The following is a 19,466-nucleotide window of genomic DNA, read 5'->3' on the forward strand; positions in this document are numbered from 1 at the left end:
GGAGTCCTTCATGTCCAGACGTCTCAGAAGAACCAAGATCGTAACAACCCTCGGCCCGGCAACCGATCGCGATAACAACCTCGAAAAAATCATTGCGGCGGGTGCGAACGTTGTACGACTAAACTTCTCCCACGGAACCCCGGAAGATCACCAGTTACGCGCGAATAAAGTGCGTGAGATTGCGGCCAAACTGGGTCGCCATGTCGCCATTCTTGGCGATTTACAGGGTCCCAAAATTCGTGTTTCGACCTTCAAAGAAGGCAAAGTGTTCCTCAATGTTGGCGACCGTTTCCTGCTGGATGCCAGCCTGGGTAAAGGTGAAGGCGACAAAGAGAAAGTCGGTATTGATTACAAAGGTCTGCCGGCCGATGTCGTTCCCGGCGATATTTTGCTGCTGGACGATGGTCGTGTGCAGCTGAAAGTGCTGGAAGTCCAGGGCATGAAAGTGTTTACCGAAGTGACCGTCGGTGGCCCGCTTTCCAACAACAAAGGCATTAACAAACTGGGCGGCGGCCTGTCAGCCGAAGCACTGACCGAGAAAGATAAAGCCGATATCATCACCGCGGCGAAAATTGGCGTGGATTACCTGGCCGTCTCTTTCCCCCGTTGTGGCGAAGATATGAACTATGCGCGTCGTCTGGCGCGTGATGCGGGTTGCGATGCCAAACTGGTTGCCAAAGTGGAGCGTGCGGAAGCGGTTGCTACTCAGGAAGCCATGGATGACATCATCCTCGCTTCTGATGTGGTGATGGTAGCGCGTGGTGACCTGGGTGTGGAAATTGGTGACCCGGAGCTGGTGGGGATTCAGAAAGCGTTGATCCGTCGTGCACGTCAGTTGAACCGTACCATCATCACCGCGACACAGATGATGGAATCCATGATCACCAACCCGATGCCAACGCGCGCAGAAGTCATGGACGTCGCTAACGCCGTGCTGGATGGCACCGATGCCGTCATGCTGTCTGCGGAAACGGCTGCGGGCCAGTACCCGGCTGAGACCGTTTCTGCCATGGCTAAAGTGTGCCTGGGCGCGGAAAAAATCCCCAGCGTCAATGTGTCTAAGCACCGCCTTGAAGTGCAGTTCGACAACATTGAAGAAGCCATTGCGATGTCAGCGATGTATGCCGCCAACCATTTGCAAGGCGTAACCGCGATTATCACCATGACGGAATCTGGCCGCACCGCGCTGATGACCTCACGTATCACGTCAGGTCTGCCGATCTTCGCTATGTCACGTCATGAACGTACTCTGAACCTGACGGCGCTGTACCGTGGTGTGACGCCGGTCTACTTTGACAGCAACAATGATGGTGTTGCCGCCGCGCATGATGCCATTAACCTGTTGCGTGACAAAGGTTTCCTCGTTGCAGGTGACCTGGTCATTGTCACCCAGGGTGATGTGATGGCGACCACTGGCACCACCAATACCAGCCGTGTACTGCGCGTAGATTAATTACGCCCACTGACAGCGGCTGTAACATTATGGACAACGCGACTGCTTCGGCAGTCGCGTTTTATTTTCTCTGACAAGGAGGCCAGATGGCCCGCTATCAACCGATAACTCAACTCACCGGGCGCGTGCTGCTGTTCCCGCTGGCGCTGGTGTTGTTCGAGTTCGCCACCTATATCGCCCATGACATGATTCAGCCCGGCATGTTAGTGGTGACCGGCGAATTCAATGTTGGTCCAGAATGGGTATCGACCTCGCTGACGGCTTACCTGATGGGCGGTGTGGTGCTGCAATGGCTGCTCGGCCCACTTTCTGACAAATATGGCCGACGGCCGGTGCTGTTGTTCGGCATTCTGTTCTTTGCCGCCGCCTGTCTGCTGACCACCCTGGTGGAGAACATCGAACAATTCGTAGCGTTACGCTTTATCCAGGGCATCAGCCTGTGCTTTATCGGTGCCGTTAGCTATGCGGCGGTCCAGGAAGCGTTTGCTGAAGCGCTGGCGGTGCGCATGATGGCGTTAATGGCGAATGTCGCACTCCTTGCCCCCTTAGCTGGCCCGCTGGCCGGTGCCGCCTGGCTCAGCGTCAGTGACTGGCGCAGCATGTTCTGGTTGTTTGCTGCCTGTAGCATCGTGGCATTTGTGGTGCTGTGGCGCATCATGCCGGAAACTGCGGGTGACCGTAGCCACTCCATTGCCCTGCCGACACTGGCGCGCGGCTATGGCCGTCTGGCGCGTGACCGTCAGGTGATGTATGGATCTTTCGCCATTGGTTTGGTGTTTATCCCCATCCTGACCTGGGTGGCGCTATCACCGGTGATCCTGATGCATGATGAAGGGTTATCCCGTTTGCAGTATGCCCTGCTGCAACTGCCGGTATTCCTCGCGATGATTGGCGGAAACCTGACCCTGGGTAAGCTGGCCGGTCGGGTGCCGATTGAACAGCCGGTAAAATTTGCCGCCTGGCCAATCTTGCTGGGTCTGAGTATCGCGCTGCTGGCGAATCTCTTTAACAGCCACAGCTATCTGCTGCTCACGGCCGGTTTGAGTCTGTACGCCTTTGGTGCCGGGATGGTGAACGCCGGGTTATACCGTCTGACGCTGTATGCCAGCAACGAAGGGAAAGGCAGCATCGCAGCGATGCTGGGTATGATCAGCATTCTCACCCTGGCTATCGGCATCGAACTGGCAAAGAGTGGTTATTTCAGCGGCGGTACGCCGTGGTTCAGCACCATCAACTTTATCAGCGGTGTCATGTGGTTCGGACTGGTGACGCTCTTTCTGCGTGAACGTAAACGCCGCAGCCACATTGCTGCCGTCTAATCAATCAGGCGTTGGATATTCGACGCCTGCCATTGATCATATTTCGATCAAAATATTTCACTTAAGATCATTGATGAAAAGAATTCATGTGGATGCAGTGAACTTTATTTTCGCCTGAATTTTAACCTGATTTATCCTTAAGACAAATAATCCATTAATATGCCGTGCAAATTAAGATCGTAGTTTTAGGGTTCTGCGCAATTAATTCGCAACAGAAATTAATGAAAAACGTAGCGCTGACGCGACTTATCCGGCACCCTCACTCTTTATTCAGCTAACCCACTGCTTAACCACATAATTATTAGTCTTACTGGGTCTACTGTTCAGCGGATCGGCTATTATCGTCACCCGGAAAGATTTTATTAGTTAATTCTGCTGAACTCTCACCCTTAGTTTTCTTATCGAAAAACTTACACTTGCCTGACATTTTCCTGCGCATTAGTCTGTGCCCGCTGTTTAAGGATTAACGTAATTCAACACGGGATATAAAATGAAAAAAACTGCTGTTGCGGCAATGATGATGGCCGTACTTTCAGGGAGCGCTTACGCTGAGTCTGCGCAATTTATGCCAAACTTTTCAGCGGACAGCATCAGCGTTGCAACCTCCATCGGGATGCTGGGCGGGAAATCGAAAGAGCTGGTGTATGACGCCAGCAACGCACGTAAAGTTAGCCAGCTCGACTGGAAAATTAAAAACGTTGCGATCCTGAAAGGCGATTTCTCCTGGGATGCGTATTCTTTCCTGACGCTGAACGCGCGTGGCTGGACGTCACTGGCTTCTGGCTCCGGCCATATGGACGACTACGACTGGCAGAACGCGAATCAGTCTAACTGGACCGATCACTCGTCACACCCGAGCACTGACGTCAATTACGCCAACGAATACGACCTGAACGTGAAAGGTTGGTTCCTGCAGGGTGACGATTACAAAGTGGGTGCCGTTGCCGGTTATCAGGAAACGCGTTTTAGCTGGACCGCCACCGGCGGTTCTTACAACTACGATAACGGCGCATTCCAGGGCAACTTCCCGAACGGTCAGGCCGGCATTGGCTACAGCCAGCGCTTCTCTATGCCGTACATTGGGTTAGTCGGCCAGTACCGTATCAATGACTTTGAATTTAACGCGCAGTTCAAATTCAGTGACTGGGTTCGCGCGCACGACAACGACGAACACTATCTGCGTGATTTAACCTTCCGCGAGAAAACCTCGAACTCACGTTACTACGGTGCTGCCGTGGATGCGGGTTACTACGTTACTGAGAACGCGAAAGTATTTGCTGAATTCACTTACAGTAAATATGAAGAAGGGAAAGGCGGCACGCAGGTGATTTATACGCCGACCGGTGAGTCAGCGTCTTATGGCGGCGACGCTGCGGGTATTTCCAACAAAAACTATACCGTTACCGTTGGTTTGCAGTATCGCTTCTAATCCCTGTCAGCAGGGATAAACCTGTCGGGAGGCGCTCCCGGCAGGTTTTTTCCGTTATTTGCGTGGGTAAAGATCTTTACGCACGTAGGGTTCGATATCCCCTTCTTTGCGCGTCTTCAGCAATTTCAGAATCCAGGTGTATTGCTCGGGATGCGGGCGGACAAAGATTTCCACTTCCTCATTCATCCGCCGTGCCAGGGTTTTATCATCAGCGTCCAGCAGGTCATCCATCGGCGGTCGCACATAGACCTCAAGCCGATGCGTCTTGCTGTTGTACACCGGAAACAGCGGCACCACGCGCGCACGGCACACCTTCATCAAACGACCAACCGCCGGCAGGGTCGCTTTATAGGTTGCAAAGAAATCAACAAATTCGCTGTGTTCAGCACCGTGATCCTGGTCAGGCAGATAATAGCCCCAATAGCCCTGACGTACTGAGCTGATAAAGGGTTTGATACCGTCGTTACGGGCATGCATGCGGCCACCATAACGGCGACGAACGGTGTTCCACACGTAATCCAGTAGCGGGTCGCTTTGGTTATGGAACATCGCCGCCATCATCTGACCTTCAGACGCCAGCAGCATCGCCGGAATATCGACTCCCCAGCCGTGAGGCACGAGGAATATCACGTTTTCGTTATTGGCCTGTAATTGCTCGATGATTTCACGGCCATACCAATCCACACGTTGACGCACGCGGGCCGGATCGCGGATGCCCAATTCGGCCATCATCACCATCGCCTGCGGCGCAGTGGCAAACATCTGGTCAACGATGTCTTCGCGTTGCGCTTCACTCAGTTCAGGCAGGCAGTAATAAAGATTGATCAATGCACGACGACGCGCGCTTTTCGCCAGCTTGCCGGCCAGTTTGCCCAGACCACCCAGCACCGGATCACGCACTTTGGCAGGCAGCATAGCCATGCCAGCCAGCGCCCCAATCGCCAGCCAATTGCCCCAGTATTTTGGCTTCAAAAAAGAACGTTGAAACACGGGGATAAACTCAATGTTATTTTTCTTACGGGTTTCCATGCACTCGCCTCTGACAATGACCGGTCAATAATAGTGACGATGACTAATTTTGCAATCTTCGTGCGTCAGATAGCAAAAAACCGACGAAGAATCCGTCGGTTTTTCTTCACTACTCGCGATAAAGCGTTATTTCAACGCCAGTTGTGGCAGCCAGGTTTTCACATCCGCCAGATAGCTGGAGCGATCTTTACCCGTCAGACCTTCCATGCGCGGCAGTTTCGCCGTCAGGGGGTTAACCGCCTGGTTGTTAATCCAGATTTCATAATGCAGATGCGGTCCGGTAGAGCGTCCGGTATTACCGGAGAGTGCGATACGATCGCCACGTTTAACTTTCTGGCCCGGTTTGACCAACACTTTGCTCAGATGCATATATCGCGTCATATACTGACGGCCATGGCGAATCGCCACATAATTACCGGCAGCGCCGCCATTCTTGGCGACCACCACTTCACCATCGCCCACCGCCAGGACCGGCGTACCAATCGGCAGTGCGAAGTCAACACCACGGTGTGGCGCAATGCGACCGGTGACCGGATTCAGACGACGCGGGTTAAAGTTGGATGAAACGCGGAACTGCTTCACGGTCGGGAAGCGCATAAATCCACGTGCCAGGCCAGAGCCATTGCGATCGTAGAATTTGCCGTCTTCGGCGCGGAACGCATAGTAATCTTTACCACCGGTACGCAGACGGACACCGACCAACTGGCTTTGTGCGCTCTTACCGTTCAGCATTTCGCGTGACATCATCACGCTGAACTGGTCGCCAGCACGCAGCTTGCGGAAATCCATTTGCCACTGTAACGCTTTGATCACGCTGCTGGTTTCAGCACTGCTTAATCCGGCGCTGCGCGCGCTGGCGGCAAAACTGCCGCGGACTTCGCCTTTCAACACGCTATTCTGCCATTCACCCTTTTGCAGCTCCTGCTGCATCTTAAAGCTGCCGTTGGTCTGGCGCTCATAAGTACGGGTTTCACGACGATCCATTTCCCAGCTGAAGGTTTGCAACTGCCCATCCGCGTTCAAAGTCCAGCTCAGTTGCTGGCCTACGCGCAGTCCGCGGAGATCTTTATCACTGCTGACCAGGGCATTGATGTCGCTGAGATCGATACCGTACTGATTCAGCGCACTGCTCAGGGTATCCCCGGAAGAAACGGTGTAATCGTGGACGTTCGGATTGTCCGGCACGTCTTTATCGATATCGTCAGCCGGGATATCTTCTTCCGGCTCGGGCTCAGGGGCCGTTTGATCGATCGGCTCACTGGCTTCCGGTAACAGATGCGGTGATTCGAACTTGTCCAGTGTGATGCTTTTGACAACCGGCGTATCGTCACTGGGATGATAAACATAGGGCCGCCATACAGCGACGGCCAATGTGATGACAGTTAATGACCCCAGCATAACGCGGTGGGGGCGCGGCAAATTATTAAATGCGAGGGCGACAGAGCGGGCTATCTGCTGCACTTTTACCTATTCCTCTATGCTCCATTCAGGCAGCTTGCATACTGGCTCGACAACTGTGAGAGGAATTTCACGTAGCTGTCTTTGGTTAAGCTGATTCCCATGCCCAACGGATCCAAGGTGCCTTTGCGCACATTGGTTCCTCGTGACACTGCATCGATGACTGCTGGCCTGAATTGTGGTTCAGCGAAAACGCATGTGGCTTTCTGCTCAACCAACTGTGTTCGTATCTGATTTAAACGCTGTGCGCCCGGTTGGATCTCAGGATTAACGGTAAAATGCCCTAATGGTGATAAACCGTAATGTTTCTCAAAGTAGCTGTAAGCATCGTGAAAAACGAAGTAACCCTTACTCCGCACCGGCGCAAGCTGCGCGCCAATGTCTTTGTCCGTATCCGCTAATGCTGCCTCGAACTGCTGCAGGTTTGCGTCTAGTTTGGCCTTGCTTTGCGGCATAAGTTCCAATAATTTCCCATGGATTGCAACCGCTGATTGCCTTGCTATCTCTGGGGACATCCACAAATGCATATTAAACTCACCGTGGTGGTGATGTTCATCAGACGCGTCTTGTTGACCAGACTTTACTGATTGCTGACTTAATTCGTCAGCATGCTCATGCTCGTCATCGTCAATACCGCGAATTAAAAGCGGCTTAACCCCTGCAATATCAGCAATTTCGAGATTTTTATTCGCCGGAAGTTGGGCCGCCGACTTGGTCAGAAAGGCTTCCATTTCAGGACCAACCCAAACCACTAAGTCCGCGTTTTTAATACGTTTTATATCTGAAGGACGGAGTGCATAATCATGCTCAGACGCGCCATCCGGTAGCAGCACTTCTACCGGTGTGACACCATCAGCGATCGCGGCGGCGATAAATCCGATGGGTTTAATTGAGGCAACAACCGCAGCCGATGCTGGCAAAGCAACAGCAGTAGCTATCGCTACCGCAGGAAGGGTAAAAGCAAGGCGTTTTTTAATGTGTAACATAATGCGTCATTCCATCGTGACCCGTTGATGGAATGTGATATTATAACATCCGAAATTCTGTGCAACCTGTAAATATCATGCCTTCACTTGTTACGCTCGAAAATATCTCTGTGAAATTCGCTCAGCGTCCGGTACTTGCGGGCATCAGCCTCAAACTGGAGCCGGGGCGAATTTTAACCTTGCTTGGCCCTAACGGTGCCGGGAAATCCACCCTGGTGCGCGTGGTGCTGGGCCTGCTGACGCCCGATAGCGGCGACGTGAAACGCGACGCCAATTTACGTATTGGTTATGTGCCGCAAAAACTGCATATCGACCCTACCCTGCCGATCAGCGTCGAACGTTTTATGCGTTTATCGCGTGGCAGCCGCGCTGATGCCATCCTGCCAGCGCTGAAACGTGTGCAGGCAGGCCATCTGTTGCATGCCCCTTTGCAGAAGTTATCCGGCGGTGAAACCCAACGTGTCCTGTTGGCCCGCGCGCTGTTAAGCGATCCCCAGTTGTTGGTGCTGGATGAGCCGACCCAGGGGGTCGATGTTAATGGTCAGGTCGCGTTGTATGATCTGATTGACCAATTGCGCCGCGAGCTGAACTGCGGCGTGCTGATGGTTTCGCACGACCTGCATTTGGTGATGGCAAAAACCGACGAAGTGTTATGCCTGAATCATCATATCTGCTGTTCTGGTACACCGGAGGCGGTATCGCAGCATCCGGAATTCATCGCCATGTTTGGTCCGCGCGGGGCGCAGCAACTGGCTATCTATCGCCATCATCATAATCATCGTCACGATTTACAGGGACGCATTGTTCTGCGCAAAGGAAACGGCCCGTCATGATTGAACTGTTATTACCTGGCTGGCTGGGTGGGGTTTTTCTGGCACTGGCAGCCGGTCCGCTGGGTGCTTTTGTCGTCTGGCGTCGTATGTCCTATTTTGGTGACACCCTGGCGCATGCGTCACTGCTCGGCGTGGCATTCGGCCTGCTGTTTAACGTTAACCCCTATTATGCGGTGATCGTGGTGACGGTGTGCCTGGCGTTGGGGCTGGTGTGGCTGGAGCGTCGTCCTCATCTGGCGATTGATACCCTGCTCGGCATTATGGCGCACAGCGCGTTGTCGCTCGGCCTGGTGGTGGTCAGCCTGATGTCTGGGGTGCGGGTGGATTTAATGGCTTATCTGTTCGGCGACTTGCTGGCAGTCACTCCGCAGGATCTGTGGATGATGGGCGGTGGTGTGACCATTGTGCTGGCAGTGATGGCGTGGCAGTGGCGTTCTTTGCTGTCCATGACCATCAGCCCGGAGCTGGCGCAGGTAGACGGGGTTAATATTCAACGCACTCGTCTGATGCTGATGCTGGTCACCGCGCTCACCATCGGTGTGGCGATGAAGTTTGTCGGTGCGCTGATTATCACCTCGCTGTTGATCATCCCGGCAGCCACCGCACGCCGCTTTTCCCGCTCACCCGAGCAGATGGCGGGTTTTGCGGTGATCATCGGGATTCTCGCGGTCACCGGTGGGCTGAGCTTTTCGGCGCTGTATGATACGCCCGCCGGTCCTTCAGTCGTGCTGTGTGCTGCCGTGCTGTTTATCATCAGCATGGCAAAAAAACCGGCGTCCTGACGCCGGTTACTCTTCGCGCGCAATGCCGAAGTGACGATACGCATGCTGCGTTGCCATACGGCCACGCGGCGTGCGCTGAATAAAACCCTGCTGGATCAGGAAGGGTTCAATCACATCTTCAATGGTTTCGCGTTCTTCACCGATGGCAGCCGCCAGGTTATCCAGCCCCACCGGCCCACCCATAAACTTATCGATAATCGCCAACAACAGCTTGCGGTCCATATAGTCAAACCCCTGGCTGTCGACATTCAGCATGTCCAGCGCGCTGGCGGAAACCTCACCGCTCATATTGCCATTGGCACGGACTTCGGCGAAGTCACGCACACGGCGCAGCAGACGGTTGGCAATACGCGGCGTACCGCGTGAGCGACGGGCGATTTCCAACGCGCCCTCTTCGCTCAGCGTCAGACCGAGGCAAGCAGCGCTACGACCAACAATATGTTGCAGGTCGGCAACGTTATAGAATTCAAGGCGTTGCACAATGCCAAAACGATCGCGCAGCGGCGAGGTCAGCGAACCGGCACGCGTTGTGGCACCAATCAGGGTGAAGGGGGGGAGATCCAGTTTGATGGAGCGCGCGGCCGGGCCTTCACCAATCATGATATCCAGCTGATAATCTTCCATTGCCGGATACAGTACCTCTTCCACCACCGGCGACAGGCGATGGATCTCATCAATAAACAGCACATCATGCGGTTCAAGATTGGTCAGCATCGCGGCCAGATCACCCGCTTTCTCCAGTACCGGTCCAGAGGTGGTGCGCAAATTGACGCCCATCTCGTTGGCGACAATATTGGCCAGCGTGGTTTTTCCCAAGCCCGGGGGGCCGAAAATCAACAGATGATCGAGCGCGTCACCACGCAGTTGCGCGGCTTTGATGAAAATCTCCATCTGCTCACGCACCTGCGGCTGACCGACATATTCCGCCAGTAGCTTAGGACGAATGGCACGGTCGAGGCTCTCTTCTTCATTGACACTGCTGGCGGAGACCAGACGATCGGCTTCAATCATGCATTACCTCAAATGGCTGCGCGCAGGGCTTCACGGATCAGGGTTTCGCAGTCTGCATCAGGTCGGCCAATTTTGCTGACCATGCGGCTGGCTTCCTGCGGTTTATACCCCAGCGCTACCAGCGCCGCAACCGCTTCTGCTTCAGCGTCGTTGTTCTCCGGTGCCGCAGATGGCGTGGTCAGGGTAAAGGCATTATCCCCGCCAAACAGGTCGCCATGCATGCCTTTGAAGCGGTCCTTCATCTCTACCACCAGACGCTCGGCGGTTTTTTTCCCGACGCCCGGCAGCTTCACCAGCACCGCAATCTCTTCTTTTTCTACCGCCGTGACGAACTGCTGCGCCGACATGCCGGAAAGGATCGCCAGCGCCAGTTTTGGCCCCACACCATTGACCTTAATCAGCTCACGGAACAGCGCCCGCTCCTGCTTGCTGTTAAAGCCGAACAGCAGCTGTGCATCTTCACGCACCACGAACTGGGTGAAGATGATGGCTTCCTGATTGAGTTCAGGCAGCTCATAGAAGCAGGTCATTGGCATATGCACTTCGTATCCGACACCGTGTGCTTCAATCAACACCAGCGGCGGCTGTTTTTCCAGAATATTGCCTCGTAGACGACCAATCACCTGAACGCTTCCTTATTTGTATAAGCCCGTATGACGGCTATTTATAACATAAAAAAGGCTGGATGAATATCCAGCCTGTCAGGTGTATGCGTTAGCCTGATCGCAGCCGCCCTCGCGTCAGCACCAGTTTGCTATCACTCATGCGTGCCGCATTCTGGCTAATGTGGCAGTGCGTGATGGCGATCGCCAGTGCATCGGCGGCATCGGCCTGTGGGTTGGCCGGGAGCTTCAATAACGTCCGCACCATATGTTGCACCTGACTTTTCTCCGCGCTACCGATACCGGTGACCGTCTGCTTCACCTGACGCGCTGCATATTCAAACACGGGCAGGTCGAGATTCACCGCCGCAACAATCGCCGCACCGCGTGCCTGCCCCAGCTTGAGCGCAGAATCCGCGTTTTTTGCCATAAACACTTGTTCAATAGCAAAAAAATCCGGGGAAAACTGAGTGATGATTTCGCTGACGCCAGCATAGATCAGCTTGAGGCGGGAAGGCAGGTCAGTAACGTTAGTGCGGATACAGCCGCTGCCCAGATAACTGAGCTGGCGGCCGGTCTGACGAATAACACCGTAACCGGTGACGCGCGAACCGGGATCGATCCCGAGAATTATCGCCATGGCGCGCCTCCGGCAGGTTGGGGTTGAGAAAACGCCATTACAGCGTTTCCGCCACCTCATCGGAAATCTCACCGTTGTGGTAAACTTCCTGCACGTCGTCACAATCTTCCAGCATATCAATCAGACGCAGCAGTTTTGGCGCAGTTTCCGCGTCCAGTTCCGCTTTGGTCGATGGGATCATGGTGACTTCAGCTTCATCGGCTTTCAGGCCAGCCGCTTCCAGTGCATCACGTACCGCACCGAGTTGTTCCCAGGCAGTGAACACGTCAATCGCGCCATCATCATAGCTTACGACATCTTCCGCACCCGCTTCCAGCGCAGCTTCCATCAGGGCATCTTCATCCTGACCCGGCGCATAGGAGATCACACCTTTTTTGCTGAACAGGTAAGAAACGGAACCATCAGTACCCAGGTTACCGCCGGTTTTGGTGAAAGCGTGACGCACTTCGCCCACGGTACGGTTACGGTTGTCACTCAGACACTCAACCATGACCGCCGAACCACCCGGACCGTAACCTTCATAAATGATGGTTTCCATGTTGGAATCATCTTCACCGCCCACGCCGCGTGCAATGGCGCGGTTCATGGTGTCACGGGTCATGTTGTTGGACAGGGCTTTGTCCATTGCCGCACGCAGGCGCGGGTTAGAACCGGCATCGCCACCACCCAGTTTCGCAGCAGTAACCAGCTCGCGAATGATTTTGGTGAAGATTTTACCGCGCTTTGCATCCTGAGCAGCCTTGCGGTGCTTGGTGTTCGCCCATTTACTATGTCCGGCCATTTCTCATCTCTCGTCTATTGCACGGGCTATCTTGCTGGCGGTGAACAACCTCGCTGCGCCGATAACGCCCGATTGATTAAGTCTGCAATGCAGTTAAACCGCATCGAATAAATAAAAATCTTAAAGAATTTGCCGCCGGAAAAACGCGCGGCGGCTGGCATTCAGATAAATTCTTCAATTGCCTGGCGGTTACTCCAGGACTTGGTCAGGGCTGCTGCATCAGCCGGAGCCAGCCAGCGCGCGGCGAGGTGTTCGCTGAGGATCACCTCACGCTCGGCGGGCAGTGCCAACCGGAACCAGTGCTCGCGGTTGTGGGTGGTACCCGGTGCATAGCGATGGCGGTAGTGTGGGAAGATCTCAAACTCGATCTGTTTGTGGCAATCCACCAGCGCCAGCTGTTCGCTCACCACATCAATCGCCAGTTCTTCCTGCACTTCACGCTGTGCGGCCTGAAGCGGCGTTTCTCCCGCTTCGAGGCTGCCGGTGACCGATTGCCAGAAGCTTTCGTCATCACGGCGTTGCAGCATTAGCACCCGGCCCGAGTCCTGAGCAAAAATCACCACCAGAACCGAAACCGGATGCTTATAGCCCATTATTTATTCTCAAGCTTGTCTTTCTTCGGTGCCAGCTGAATCCCCAGATCCGCCAGCGCTGCCGGGTTGGCTTCGCTTGGCGCTTCGGTCATCAGACAGGCCGCCGCAGTGGTTTTCGGGAAGGCGATAACATCACGGATGTTGTCGGTGCCCGTCAGCAGCATGGTGACACGGTCCAGACCGAACGCCAGACCAGCATGCGGCGGTGTGCCGAACTTCAGCGCATCCAGCAGGAAGCCGAATTTCTCGCGCTGTTCATCTTCAGCAATACCGAGGATGCTGAACACCGCTTGCTGCATGTTGCCGTTGTGGATACGCACCGAACCGCCGCCCACTTCATAACCGTTGATCACCATGTCATAGGCATTGGCAATCGCCTGCTCCGGGTTCGCCGCCAGCTCTGACGCCGTCATCTCTTTCGGCGAGGTGAACGGATGGTGCATCGCCGCCAGACCGCCTTCGTCATCCGCTTCGAACATCGGGAAGTCGATCACCCACAGCGGAGCCCAGGCTTTGTCATTAGTGATTTGCAGATCACGACCCACTTTCAGACGCAGCGCACCCAGCGCATCGGATACCACTTTGGCGCGGTCAGCACCAAAGAAGATCACATCACCATCCTGGGCACCGGTGCGCTCCAGGATCGCGGCGACAATCTCTGCGTTCAGGAACTTCGCGACCGGGCTTTGCACGCCGTCGAAACCTTTGGCCAGCTCATTGACCTTCATCCACGCCAGGCCTTTCGCGCCATAGATCTCAACAAATTTACCGTATTCATCGATCTGCTTACGGCTCAGGGTGGCACCACCCGGCACGCGCAGCGCAGCAACGCGGCCTTTTGCGTCATTCGCCGGGCCAGAGAATACCTGGAACTCAACGTTTTTCAGCAGGTCAGCAACGTCCACCAGCTCCATCGGGTTACGCAGGTCTGGCTTGTCGGAACCATAACGACGCATCGCTTCGGCGAAGGTCATTTGCGGGAAGTTGCCCAGGTCAACGCCTTTGATATCCAGCCACAGTTCACGAATCAGACGTTCCATCACTTCACGTACCTGTTCGGCAGTCATGAAGGAGGTTTCCACGTCGATCTGGGTAAATTCTGGCTGACGGTCAGCACGCAGGTCTTCGTCGCGGAAGCATTTTACGATCTGATAGTAGCGGTCAAAACCGGACATCATCAGCAGCTGTTTGAACAGCTGAGGTGACTGCGGCAGCGCGTAGAACTTGCCCTTGTGAACACGGCTCGGTACCAGGTAGTCACGCGCGCCTTCCGGGGTGGCTTTGGTCAGCATCGGGGTTTCGATATCGAGGAAACCTTCGCCGTCCATAAAGCGGCGCACGAAGCTGGTGATTTTCGCACGGGTTTTCAGACGCTGTGCCATTTCCGGACGACGCAGGTCAAGGTAACGATATTTTAAGCGTGCTTCTTCGCTGTTGACCTGGTTGGAGTCAAGCGGCAGCGGCTCAGCACGGTTAATGATGTTCAGCTCGTGGGCAAAGATCTCGATCTCGCCGGTCGCCATGTCGCTGTTTTTATTCTTCTCATCACGTGCACGCACGGTGCCAGTGATCTGAATACAGAATTCGTTACGCAGCTCAGACGCCAGCTGGAAAGCCTCCTGACGATCGGGATCGAAAAACACCTGGACGATGCCTTCACGATCGCGCATATCGATAAAAATCAGGCTACCCAGATCGCGACGGCGGTTTACCCAGCCGCAAAGAGTGACTTGCTGACCCACATGAGACAGATTGAGCTGTCCGCAATATTCTGTACGCATAACGTATCCTTTTAACTTCGCCGCTGCAGCTGACAGCATCAGGCCGCGTAACCTTCTGAGATGCTGCCGCAAAAAAGGCGGCTATTATAATGGAAAAAGCCAGACAGGATAAGTAGAGCCGCGCCAAAGCTGACAAAACATCTGCTTTTGTCACAGGTTGTTATCCCATGGTTGCGAAAACAAGGTAACCTGTGGCGGATTTTACCGTCTGGAGTTCGTTTTTGACGCTACGTATTGGTTTGCCGCAGTGGCAACATCCGCACTGGAAACAATTTGGCCTGGAGACATTGGCGGATTACGCGCAACTGTTCGATTGTGTCGAAGGTAATACCACGCTTTATGCGTTACCGAAGCCGGAAGTGGTGATGCGCTGGCATGACATGACGCACGACGACTTTCGCTTCTGTTTTAAATTCCCTGCCAGCATCAGCCATCAGGCAGCGTTACGCCAGTGCGATGACCTGCTGACCGAATTTTTCCGCCTGCTGGACCCGTTAGCCCATCGCATCGGCCAATACTGGCTGCAATTGCCCGCCGCCTTTTCACCCGCGCAATTGCCTGATTTGTGGCGATTTATCGACAGTCTGCCACGTCGCTTCCGCTATGGCGTGGAAGTGCGCCATGCTGCGTTCTTTGCCAAAGGTGAAGCAGAACGCGCCCTGAACCGTGGCCTGCAACAGCGTGGCGTGAACCGGGTAATCCTCGATAGCCGCCCGGTACATGCCTCCCAATCGCAAACTGCTGCCGCCATTGAGGCGCGCAGAAAAAAACCACGCGTACCCCCCCATGCGGTACGTACCGGCCAACAACCGATGGTGCGGTTTATCGGTAGCGACAGCGTGACCGAAAGCCTGCCACTGTTTCAGCCATGGCAGCGCAAATTGCCGGAATGGCTGGCGGAGAGCGACCCGCTGCTGTTTATCCATACCCCGGATATGGGCGAGGTGTTTCCGCTGATTCAGGCACTGTGGCCGCAGCTACAACAGCTCGAACCACGTTTATCTCCCCTGCCGGTCTGGCCGCAGCAATCAAGCCTGTTCTGATCGCGCAGGCTACACTCATGGGAAACGGGTGCAGCCTGCGACAGTTTCTGCCAGAATAGCGCCCTTTCCGTTTTCTCTCCGGATATTTCATTATGTCTGACCGCGATACGCTATTTTCCGCACCCATCAATAAATTGGGTGACTGGACCTTTGACGAGCGCGTGGCTGAAGTCTTTCCTGATATGGTTCAGCGCTCGATCCCCGGTTATTCCAACATCATTTCGATGATTGGCATGCTGGCAGAACGCTTTGTGCAGCCCAATAGCCAGGTTTACGATCTCGGCTGTTCACTCGGTGCGGCGACCCTTTCGGTGCGCCGCAATATTCATGTCCCGGGCTGTCAGATCATTGCGGTCGACAACTCGCCCGCGATGGTGGAACGCTGCCGTCGTCATATCGACGCCTTTCGTGCCGATACGCCAGTACAGGTGTTAGAAGCGGATATCCGCGATATCCCCATCGAGAATGCCTCGCTGGTGGTGCTGAACTTTACCCTGCAATTCCTTGAACCGGATGCGCGCGTGCTGCTGCTGGAGAAAATCGCTCAGGGCCTGAATCCGGGTGGTGCACTGGTGCTGTCTGAGAAGTTCAGTTTTGAGGATGCTGAAGTGGGTGAATTGCTGTTTAACATGCACCACGACTTTAAGCGTGCCAATGGCTACAGCGAGCTGGAGATCAGCCAGAAGCGCAGCATGCTGGAAAACGTGATGTTGACTGACAGCGTCGAAACCCACAAGGCCCGGCTGAAACAGGCCGGTTTCGGTCATGCGGAGCTGTGGTTCCAGTGCTTTAACTTTGGCTCACTGGTGGCGCTGAAATGATTGATTTTGGCAGGTTTTATCAACAAATCGCCACCGGCCCGCTGGCCAGTTGGCTGGAAGTCTTACCGGCTCAGGTTGCTGCCTGGCAGCGAGAAAATTTGCACGGCCATTTTCGCAACTGGGAAAAATCGGTCGAACACCTTCCGGCGCTGGTGCCACAGCAGCTTGATTTGCTCCACAGCGTCAGCGCGCAGCGGGATGATTTGACCGAGCGTCAACGTGCCGGGATTGAAAAACTGCTGCGTAATTTGCTGCCGTGGCGCAAAGGGCCGTATTCCCTGTATGGCACCGAGATCGATACCGAATGGCGTTCGGACTGGAAGTGGCAGCGCGTGTTGCCGCACATCTCCCCGCTGGCGGGCCGTACCGTGCTGGATGTCGGCTGCGGCAGCGGTTACCACATGTGGCGCATGATTGGTGCCGGTGCACAGCTGGTGGTGGGGATTGACCCGATGCAGCTGTTCCTGTGCCAGTTCGAAGCGGTGCGCAAACTGCTGGGCGACGATCGCCGTGCACATCTGCTGCCGCTTGGCATTGAGCAACTCCCGGCGCTACAGGCGTTCGATACCGTGTTCTCCATGGGGGTGTTGTATCACCGTCGCTCACCTCTGGACCATCTGTTGCAGCTGAAAAATCAGTTAGTCAGCGAGGGTGAGTTGGTGCTGGAAACGCTGGTGATTGAAGGGGATGAGAACGCGGTGCTGGTGCCTGGCGAACGCTATGCGCAGATGCGTAATGTTTACTTTATTCCGTCCGCCGCCGCGCTGAAAAGCTGGCTGGAAAAGTGTGGTTTCGTTGATGTGCGCATCGCCGATCACGCCCTCACCTCGGTGGAAGAACAGCGACGTACCGACTGGATGACCAGTGAATCACTGGCCGAATTCCTTGATCCCAACGACAGCAGCAAAACGGTGGAAGGCTATCCGGCCCCGTTGCGTGCCGTGTTGGTGGCACGCAAGCCGTAAACCTTAACGCCGCGACAGCGCCAGCTTCGCGGCGAAGCCGATAAACACGCAACCGGTCAGACGGTCCATCACTTTAATCACCGCCGGACGGCGCAAATGAGCCGCAAAATAGTGGCTGCCGCCAATCAGCACCGCATTCCACACCAGGCCAATCGCCATATGGGTCAGCGCCATCAGGGTACACCACAGCGGCACGGAGGCACCGGCAGGAATAAATTGCGGTAGAAAGGTGACATAGAACACGCCGACTTTGGGGTTCAACATATTGCCCAGAAGTCCGCGCGCAAAGCAGGCGAAAAAGCTTTGTTCTTTGCTGGCGCTGAGCTGGCCCTCTTCCGCGTGGGTGCGCGGATGTAACAGCAATTTCACCCCCAGCCACAGCAAATATGCTGCCCCCACCCACTTCAGCAGGTTATAGGCCATTTCTGACGCCAACAGCAGCGCGCCCAATCCCAACCCCACCATCACGCCCCACGCCAGACAACCCAGGGTCACACCCAACGCCGTGGCCGATGCGCGTTGCCAACCCTGTGCCGCAGCGGTGCGCAGCACCAATGCGGTATCGAAACCTGGGGTTAAGGTGAGAATGGTGATGGCAAACAGAAATGAAATCAGTAACGTCATGGCGCGCTCCCGGTAAATTGGCGTTCATCTTAACGCGGTGCATGCGGGAACACGATAGTTACCTTCCGTAAGTAACTGAGAATGATTATCAACTTGCCACCAAAGGTTAAATTGCCGTCATCTATCTATGTCAGTGTGTTGCCAGTCTCTTTTCTAACCCAAAGGAGTTATGGCTATGAGCAAGTTTATTTTCTCTTCACCACGGAAGTATGTACAAGGCGCGGGTGTACTGGATGAACTGGGCGCGTATATCGCTGAGCTGGGTCATCACGCCTTTTTGGTGGCCGATGATATTGTCTGGCAGCTGATTGGCGAACGGACACAGCACACCCTAAAAGCCGCCAGTGTCGAGTTCAGTCGCCAGGCGTTTAAGGGTGAGGCCTCCAGCAATGAGATCAACCGTCTGACGCAACTGGCGCAGTCTCAAGGCAGTAATGTGATCGTCGGGCTGGGCGGTGGTAAAACGCTGGATACGGTGAAAGCCGTAGCCGATGAACTGAAGCTGCCAGTCGCCATCGTCCCAACGGTCGCCTCGACCGATGCCCCTTGTAGCGCGCTTTCCGTGATCTACTCCGACAGTGGCGTGTTTGAGAGCTATCGCTTCTACAGCAAAAACCCGGATCTGGTACTGGTCGATACCGCCGTCTGCGCCGCTGCACCTGCGCGTCTGTTCGCTTCCGGCATTGCTGATGGCCTCGCCACCTGGGTGGAAGCCCAGGCCGTGCTGCGTTCGCATGCCAAATCCATGGTCAATGGCGATCCGACTATCGCCGGTCTGGCTATCGCCCGCGCCTGTGAAGAGACGCTGCTGACCTGGGGTTTCAGTGCTTATACCGCCGTGGCGGAGAAACGCGTGACGCCTGCGGTGGAAGCCGTAGTAGAAGCCAATACCCTGCTTTCTGGTTTGGGTTTTGAAAATGCGGGGCTGGCGGGTGCGCATGCCATTCATAATGGCTTTACCGCTATTGAGGGGGATATCCATCATCTGACGCACGGCGAGAAAGTCGCTTACGGTACGCTAACGCAGATGGTGCTGGAACAACGCCCGGATGAGGAAATTGCGCGCTACATTCGCTTCTATCGCGCGATCAACATGCCTACCACGCTGAAGGAAGTGCATCTGGAGAATGAAAGCTGGGAGAATCTGGTGCGCGTAGGGGCACTGGCCAATAGCGAGGGAGACACACTAAAAAACCTCAACCCGCATCTTTCGCCGGAAGATATCGCTAACGCCATCCTGGCAGTCGATGCATTCAGCAAAACCGTGAAATAAGTTATTGCGTAGCGGCGCGATTTATCGCGCGGATTATTCCTGC

The 19,466-nt window shown here is 54.9% G+C and carries 19 protein-coding genes; 9 read left to right on the forward strand and 10 right to left on the reverse strand.

Features of this window, described 5'->3' with window-relative positions; genetic code table 11:
- The first annotated feature begins 10 nt into the window (after positions 1 to 10).
- From pyk to PAT9B_RS11635, 3 genes are all read left to right on the forward strand, one after another.
- Positions 11 to 1,453, forward strand: coding sequence for a pyruvate kinase (pyk, locus tag PAT9B_RS11625; RefSeq protein ID WP_013509458.1), 1,443 nt, complete (start codon positions 11 to 13; stop codon positions 1,451 to 1,453).
- 86 nt (positions 1,454 to 1,539) lie between these two features.
- A complete protein-coding gene (locus PAT9B_RS11630) occupies positions 1,540 to 2,772 on the forward strand; it encodes an MFS transporter (RefSeq protein WP_013509459.1) in 1,233 nt (410 codons plus the stop codon).
- Between the two features lie 490 nt (positions 2,773 to 3,262).
- The gene (locus PAT9B_RS11635; protein WP_013509460.1) at positions 3,263 to 4,201 is read left to right on the forward strand and encodes an omptin family outer membrane protease; all 939 of its coding nucleotides are present in this window, start codon (positions 3,263 to 3,265) and stop codon (positions 4,199 to 4,201) included.
- Between the two features lie 54 nt (positions 4,202 to 4,255).
- Here PAT9B_RS11635 and lpxM read toward each other — a convergent pair whose 3' ends face one another.
- The 3 genes from lpxM to znuA form a co-directional block, all read right to left on the reverse strand.
- Positions 4,256 to 5,230, reverse strand: coding sequence for a lauroyl-Kdo(2)-lipid IV(A) myristoyltransferase (gene lpxM / locus PAT9B_RS11640; protein WP_013509461.1), 975 nt, complete (start codon positions 5,228 to 5,230; stop codon positions 4,256 to 4,258).
- A 126-nt stretch (positions 5,231 to 5,356) separates the two neighbouring features.
- Positions 5,357 to 6,691 (reverse strand): murein DD-endopeptidase MepM, encoded by a 1,335-nt coding sequence (mepM, locus tag PAT9B_RS11645; RefSeq protein WP_013509462.1) that lies wholly within the window; start codon positions 6,689 to 6,691, stop codon positions 5,357 to 5,359.
- A 14-nt stretch (positions 6,692 to 6,705) separates the two neighbouring features.
- On the reverse strand, positions 6,706 to 7,674 hold the full coding sequence (gene znuA / locus PAT9B_RS11650; protein WP_013509463.1) for a zinc ABC transporter substrate-binding protein ZnuA: 969 nt from the start codon (positions 7,672 to 7,674) through the stop codon (positions 6,706 to 6,708).
- 77 nt (positions 7,675 to 7,751) lie between these two features.
- Here znuA and znuC point away from each other — a divergent pair, with 77 nt between their 5' ends.
- Positions 7,752 to 8,507 carry a zinc ABC transporter ATP-binding protein ZnuC gene (gene znuC, locus PAT9B_RS11655; RefSeq protein WP_013509464.1) on the forward strand — a complete coding sequence of 252 codons (756 nt, stop codon included), beginning with the start codon at positions 7,752 to 7,754 and terminating at the stop codon, positions 8,505 to 8,507.
- Positions 8,504 to 9,289 (forward strand): zinc ABC transporter permease subunit ZnuB, encoded by a 786-nt coding sequence (znuB, locus tag PAT9B_RS11660; RefSeq protein ID WP_013509465.1) that lies wholly within the window; start codon positions 8,504 to 8,506, stop codon positions 9,287 to 9,289. Before znuC ends, znuB begins: the two co-directional genes overlap by 4 nt.
- 6 nt (positions 9,290 to 9,295) lie before the next feature.
- On the opposite strand, the gene ruvB is transcribed toward znuB, so the two are convergent.
- The 6 genes from ruvB to aspS all read right to left on the reverse strand — a co-directional run bounded on the left by ruvB (position 9,296) and on the right by aspS (position 14,697).
- Positions 9,296 to 10,300, reverse strand: coding sequence for a Holliday junction branch migration DNA helicase RuvB (gene ruvB, locus PAT9B_RS11665; RefSeq protein ID WP_013509466.1), 1,005 nt, complete (start codon positions 10,298 to 10,300; stop codon positions 9,296 to 9,298).
- Positions 10,301 to 10,308: 8 nt separating this feature from the next.
- Positions 10,309 to 10,923, reverse strand: a complete 615-nt coding sequence (gene ruvA / locus PAT9B_RS11670; protein WP_013509467.1) for a Holliday junction branch migration protein RuvA — start codon at positions 10,921 to 10,923, stop codon at positions 10,309 to 10,311.
- A 91-nt stretch (positions 10,924 to 11,014) separates the two neighbouring features.
- Complete coding sequence (ruvC, locus tag PAT9B_RS11675; RefSeq protein WP_013509468.1) at positions 11,015 to 11,542, reverse strand: crossover junction endodeoxyribonuclease RuvC; 528 nt, start codon at positions 11,540 to 11,542, stop codon at positions 11,015 to 11,017.
- Positions 11,543 to 11,579: 37 nt separating this feature from the next.
- On the reverse strand, positions 11,580 to 12,323 hold the full coding sequence (locus tag PAT9B_RS11680) for a YebC/PmpR family DNA-binding transcriptional regulator (protein WP_013509469.1): 744 nt from the start codon (positions 12,321 to 12,323) through the stop codon (positions 11,580 to 11,582).
- Between the two features lie 161 nt (positions 12,324 to 12,484).
- Positions 12,485 to 12,916 (reverse strand): dihydroneopterin triphosphate diphosphatase, encoded by a 432-nt coding sequence (gene nudB / locus PAT9B_RS11685; protein WP_013509470.1) that lies wholly within the window; start codon positions 12,914 to 12,916, stop codon positions 12,485 to 12,487.
- Entirely contained in the window at positions 12,916 to 14,697 is a 1,782-nt protein-coding gene (gene aspS / locus PAT9B_RS11690; RefSeq protein ID WP_013509471.1) for an aspartate--tRNA ligase, read from the reverse strand. Before aspS ends, nudB begins: the two co-directional genes overlap by 1 nt.
- 221 nt (positions 14,698 to 14,918) lie before the next feature.
- On the opposite strand from aspS, the gene PAT9B_RS11695 reads away from it, so the two are divergent.
- The 3 genes from PAT9B_RS11695 (at position 14,919) to cmoB (ending at position 17,526) form a co-directional block, all read left to right on the forward strand.
- Positions 14,919 to 15,740 carry a DUF72 domain-containing protein gene (locus PAT9B_RS11695; protein ID WP_041525962.1) on the forward strand — a complete coding sequence of 274 codons (822 nt, stop codon included), beginning with the start codon at positions 14,919 to 14,921 and terminating at the stop codon, positions 15,738 to 15,740.
- A gap of 92 nt (positions 15,741 to 15,832) precedes the next feature.
- Positions 15,833 to 16,561 carry a carboxy-S-adenosyl-L-methionine synthase CmoA gene (cmoA, locus tag PAT9B_RS11700; protein ID WP_013509473.1) on the forward strand — a complete coding sequence of 243 codons (729 nt, stop codon included), beginning with the start codon at positions 15,833 to 15,835 and terminating at the stop codon, positions 16,559 to 16,561.
- Positions 16,558 to 17,526 (forward strand): tRNA 5-methoxyuridine(34)/uridine 5-oxyacetic acid(34) synthase CmoB, encoded by a 969-nt coding sequence (gene cmoB / locus PAT9B_RS11705; protein ID WP_013509474.1) that lies wholly within the window; start codon positions 16,558 to 16,560, stop codon positions 17,524 to 17,526. The genes cmoA and cmoB overlap by 4 nt, the downstream gene beginning before the upstream one ends.
- 3 nt (positions 17,527 to 17,529) lie before the next feature.
- Here cmoB and PAT9B_RS11710 read toward each other — a convergent pair whose 3' ends face one another.
- Positions 17,530 to 18,150, reverse strand: coding sequence for a LysE family translocator (locus PAT9B_RS11710; RefSeq protein ID WP_013509475.1), 621 nt, complete (start codon positions 18,148 to 18,150; stop codon positions 17,530 to 17,532).
- Between the two features lie 175 nt (positions 18,151 to 18,325).
- Between PAT9B_RS11710 and PAT9B_RS11715 the strand changes: the two genes are divergently transcribed.
- On the forward strand, positions 18,326 to 19,423 hold the full coding sequence (locus PAT9B_RS11715; protein ID WP_013509476.1) for a glycerol dehydrogenase: 1,098 nt from the start codon (positions 18,326 to 18,328) through the stop codon (positions 19,421 to 19,423).
- The last annotated feature ends 43 nt before the right edge of the window (positions 19,424 to 19,466 follow it).

Origin of the sequence: Pantoea sp. At-9b, assembly GCF_000175935.2 — a bacterium.
Classification (GTDB): domain Bacteria; phylum Pseudomonadota; class Gammaproteobacteria; order Enterobacterales; family Enterobacteriaceae; genus Pantoea.

Coding starts and splice junctions, on each gene's coding strand:
- pyk (WP_013509458.1), top strand. CDS start 11: ATGTCCAGACGTCTCAGAAGAACCAAGATCGTAACAACCCTCGGCCCG.
- PAT9B_RS11630 (WP_013509459.1), top strand. CDS start 1,540: ATGGCCCGCTATCAACCGATAACTCAACTCACCGGGCGCGTGCTGCTG.
- PAT9B_RS11635 (WP_013509460.1), top strand. CDS start 3,263: ATGAAAAAAACTGCTGTTGCGGCAATGATGATGGCCGTACTTTCAGGG.
- lpxM (WP_013509461.1), bottom strand. CDS start 5,230: ATGGAAACCCGTAAGAAAAATAACATTGAGTTTATCCCCGTGTTTCAA.
- znuA (WP_013509463.1), bottom strand. CDS start 7,674: ATGTTACACATTAAAAAACGCCTTGCTTTTACCCTTCCTGCGGTAGCG.
- znuC (WP_013509464.1), top strand. CDS start 7,752: ATGCCTTCACTTGTTACGCTCGAAAATATCTCTGTGAAATTCGCTCAG.
- znuB (WP_013509465.1), top strand. CDS start 8,504: ATGATTGAACTGTTATTACCTGGCTGGCTGGGTGGGGTTTTTCTGGCA.
- ruvB (WP_013509466.1), bottom strand. CDS start 10,300: ATGATTGAAGCCGATCGTCTGGTCTCCGCCAGCAGTGTCAATGAAGAA.
- ruvC (WP_013509468.1), bottom strand. CDS start 11,542: ATGGCGATAATTCTCGGGATCGATCCCGGTTCGCGCGTCACCGGTTAC.
- PAT9B_RS11680 (WP_013509469.1), bottom strand. CDS start 12,323: ATGGCCGGACATAGTAAATGGGCGAACACCAAGCACCGCAAGGCTGCT.
- nudB (WP_013509470.1), bottom strand. CDS start 12,916: ATGGGCTATAAGCATCCGGTTTCGGTTCTGGTGGTGATTTTTGCTCAG.
- aspS (WP_013509471.1), bottom strand. CDS start 14,697: ATGCGTACAGAATATTGCGGACAGCTCAATCTGTCTCATGTGGGTCAG.
- cmoA (WP_013509473.1), top strand. CDS start 15,833: ATGTCTGACCGCGATACGCTATTTTCCGCACCCATCAATAAATTGGGT.
- cmoB (WP_013509474.1), top strand. CDS start 16,558: ATGATTGATTTTGGCAGGTTTTATCAACAAATCGCCACCGGCCCGCTG.
- PAT9B_RS11710 (WP_013509475.1), bottom strand. CDS start 18,150: ATGACGTTACTGATTTCATTTCTGTTTGCCATCACCATTCTCACCTTA.
- PAT9B_RS11715 (WP_013509476.1), top strand. CDS start 18,326: ATGAGCAAGTTTATTTTCTCTTCACCACGGAAGTATGTACAAGGCGCG.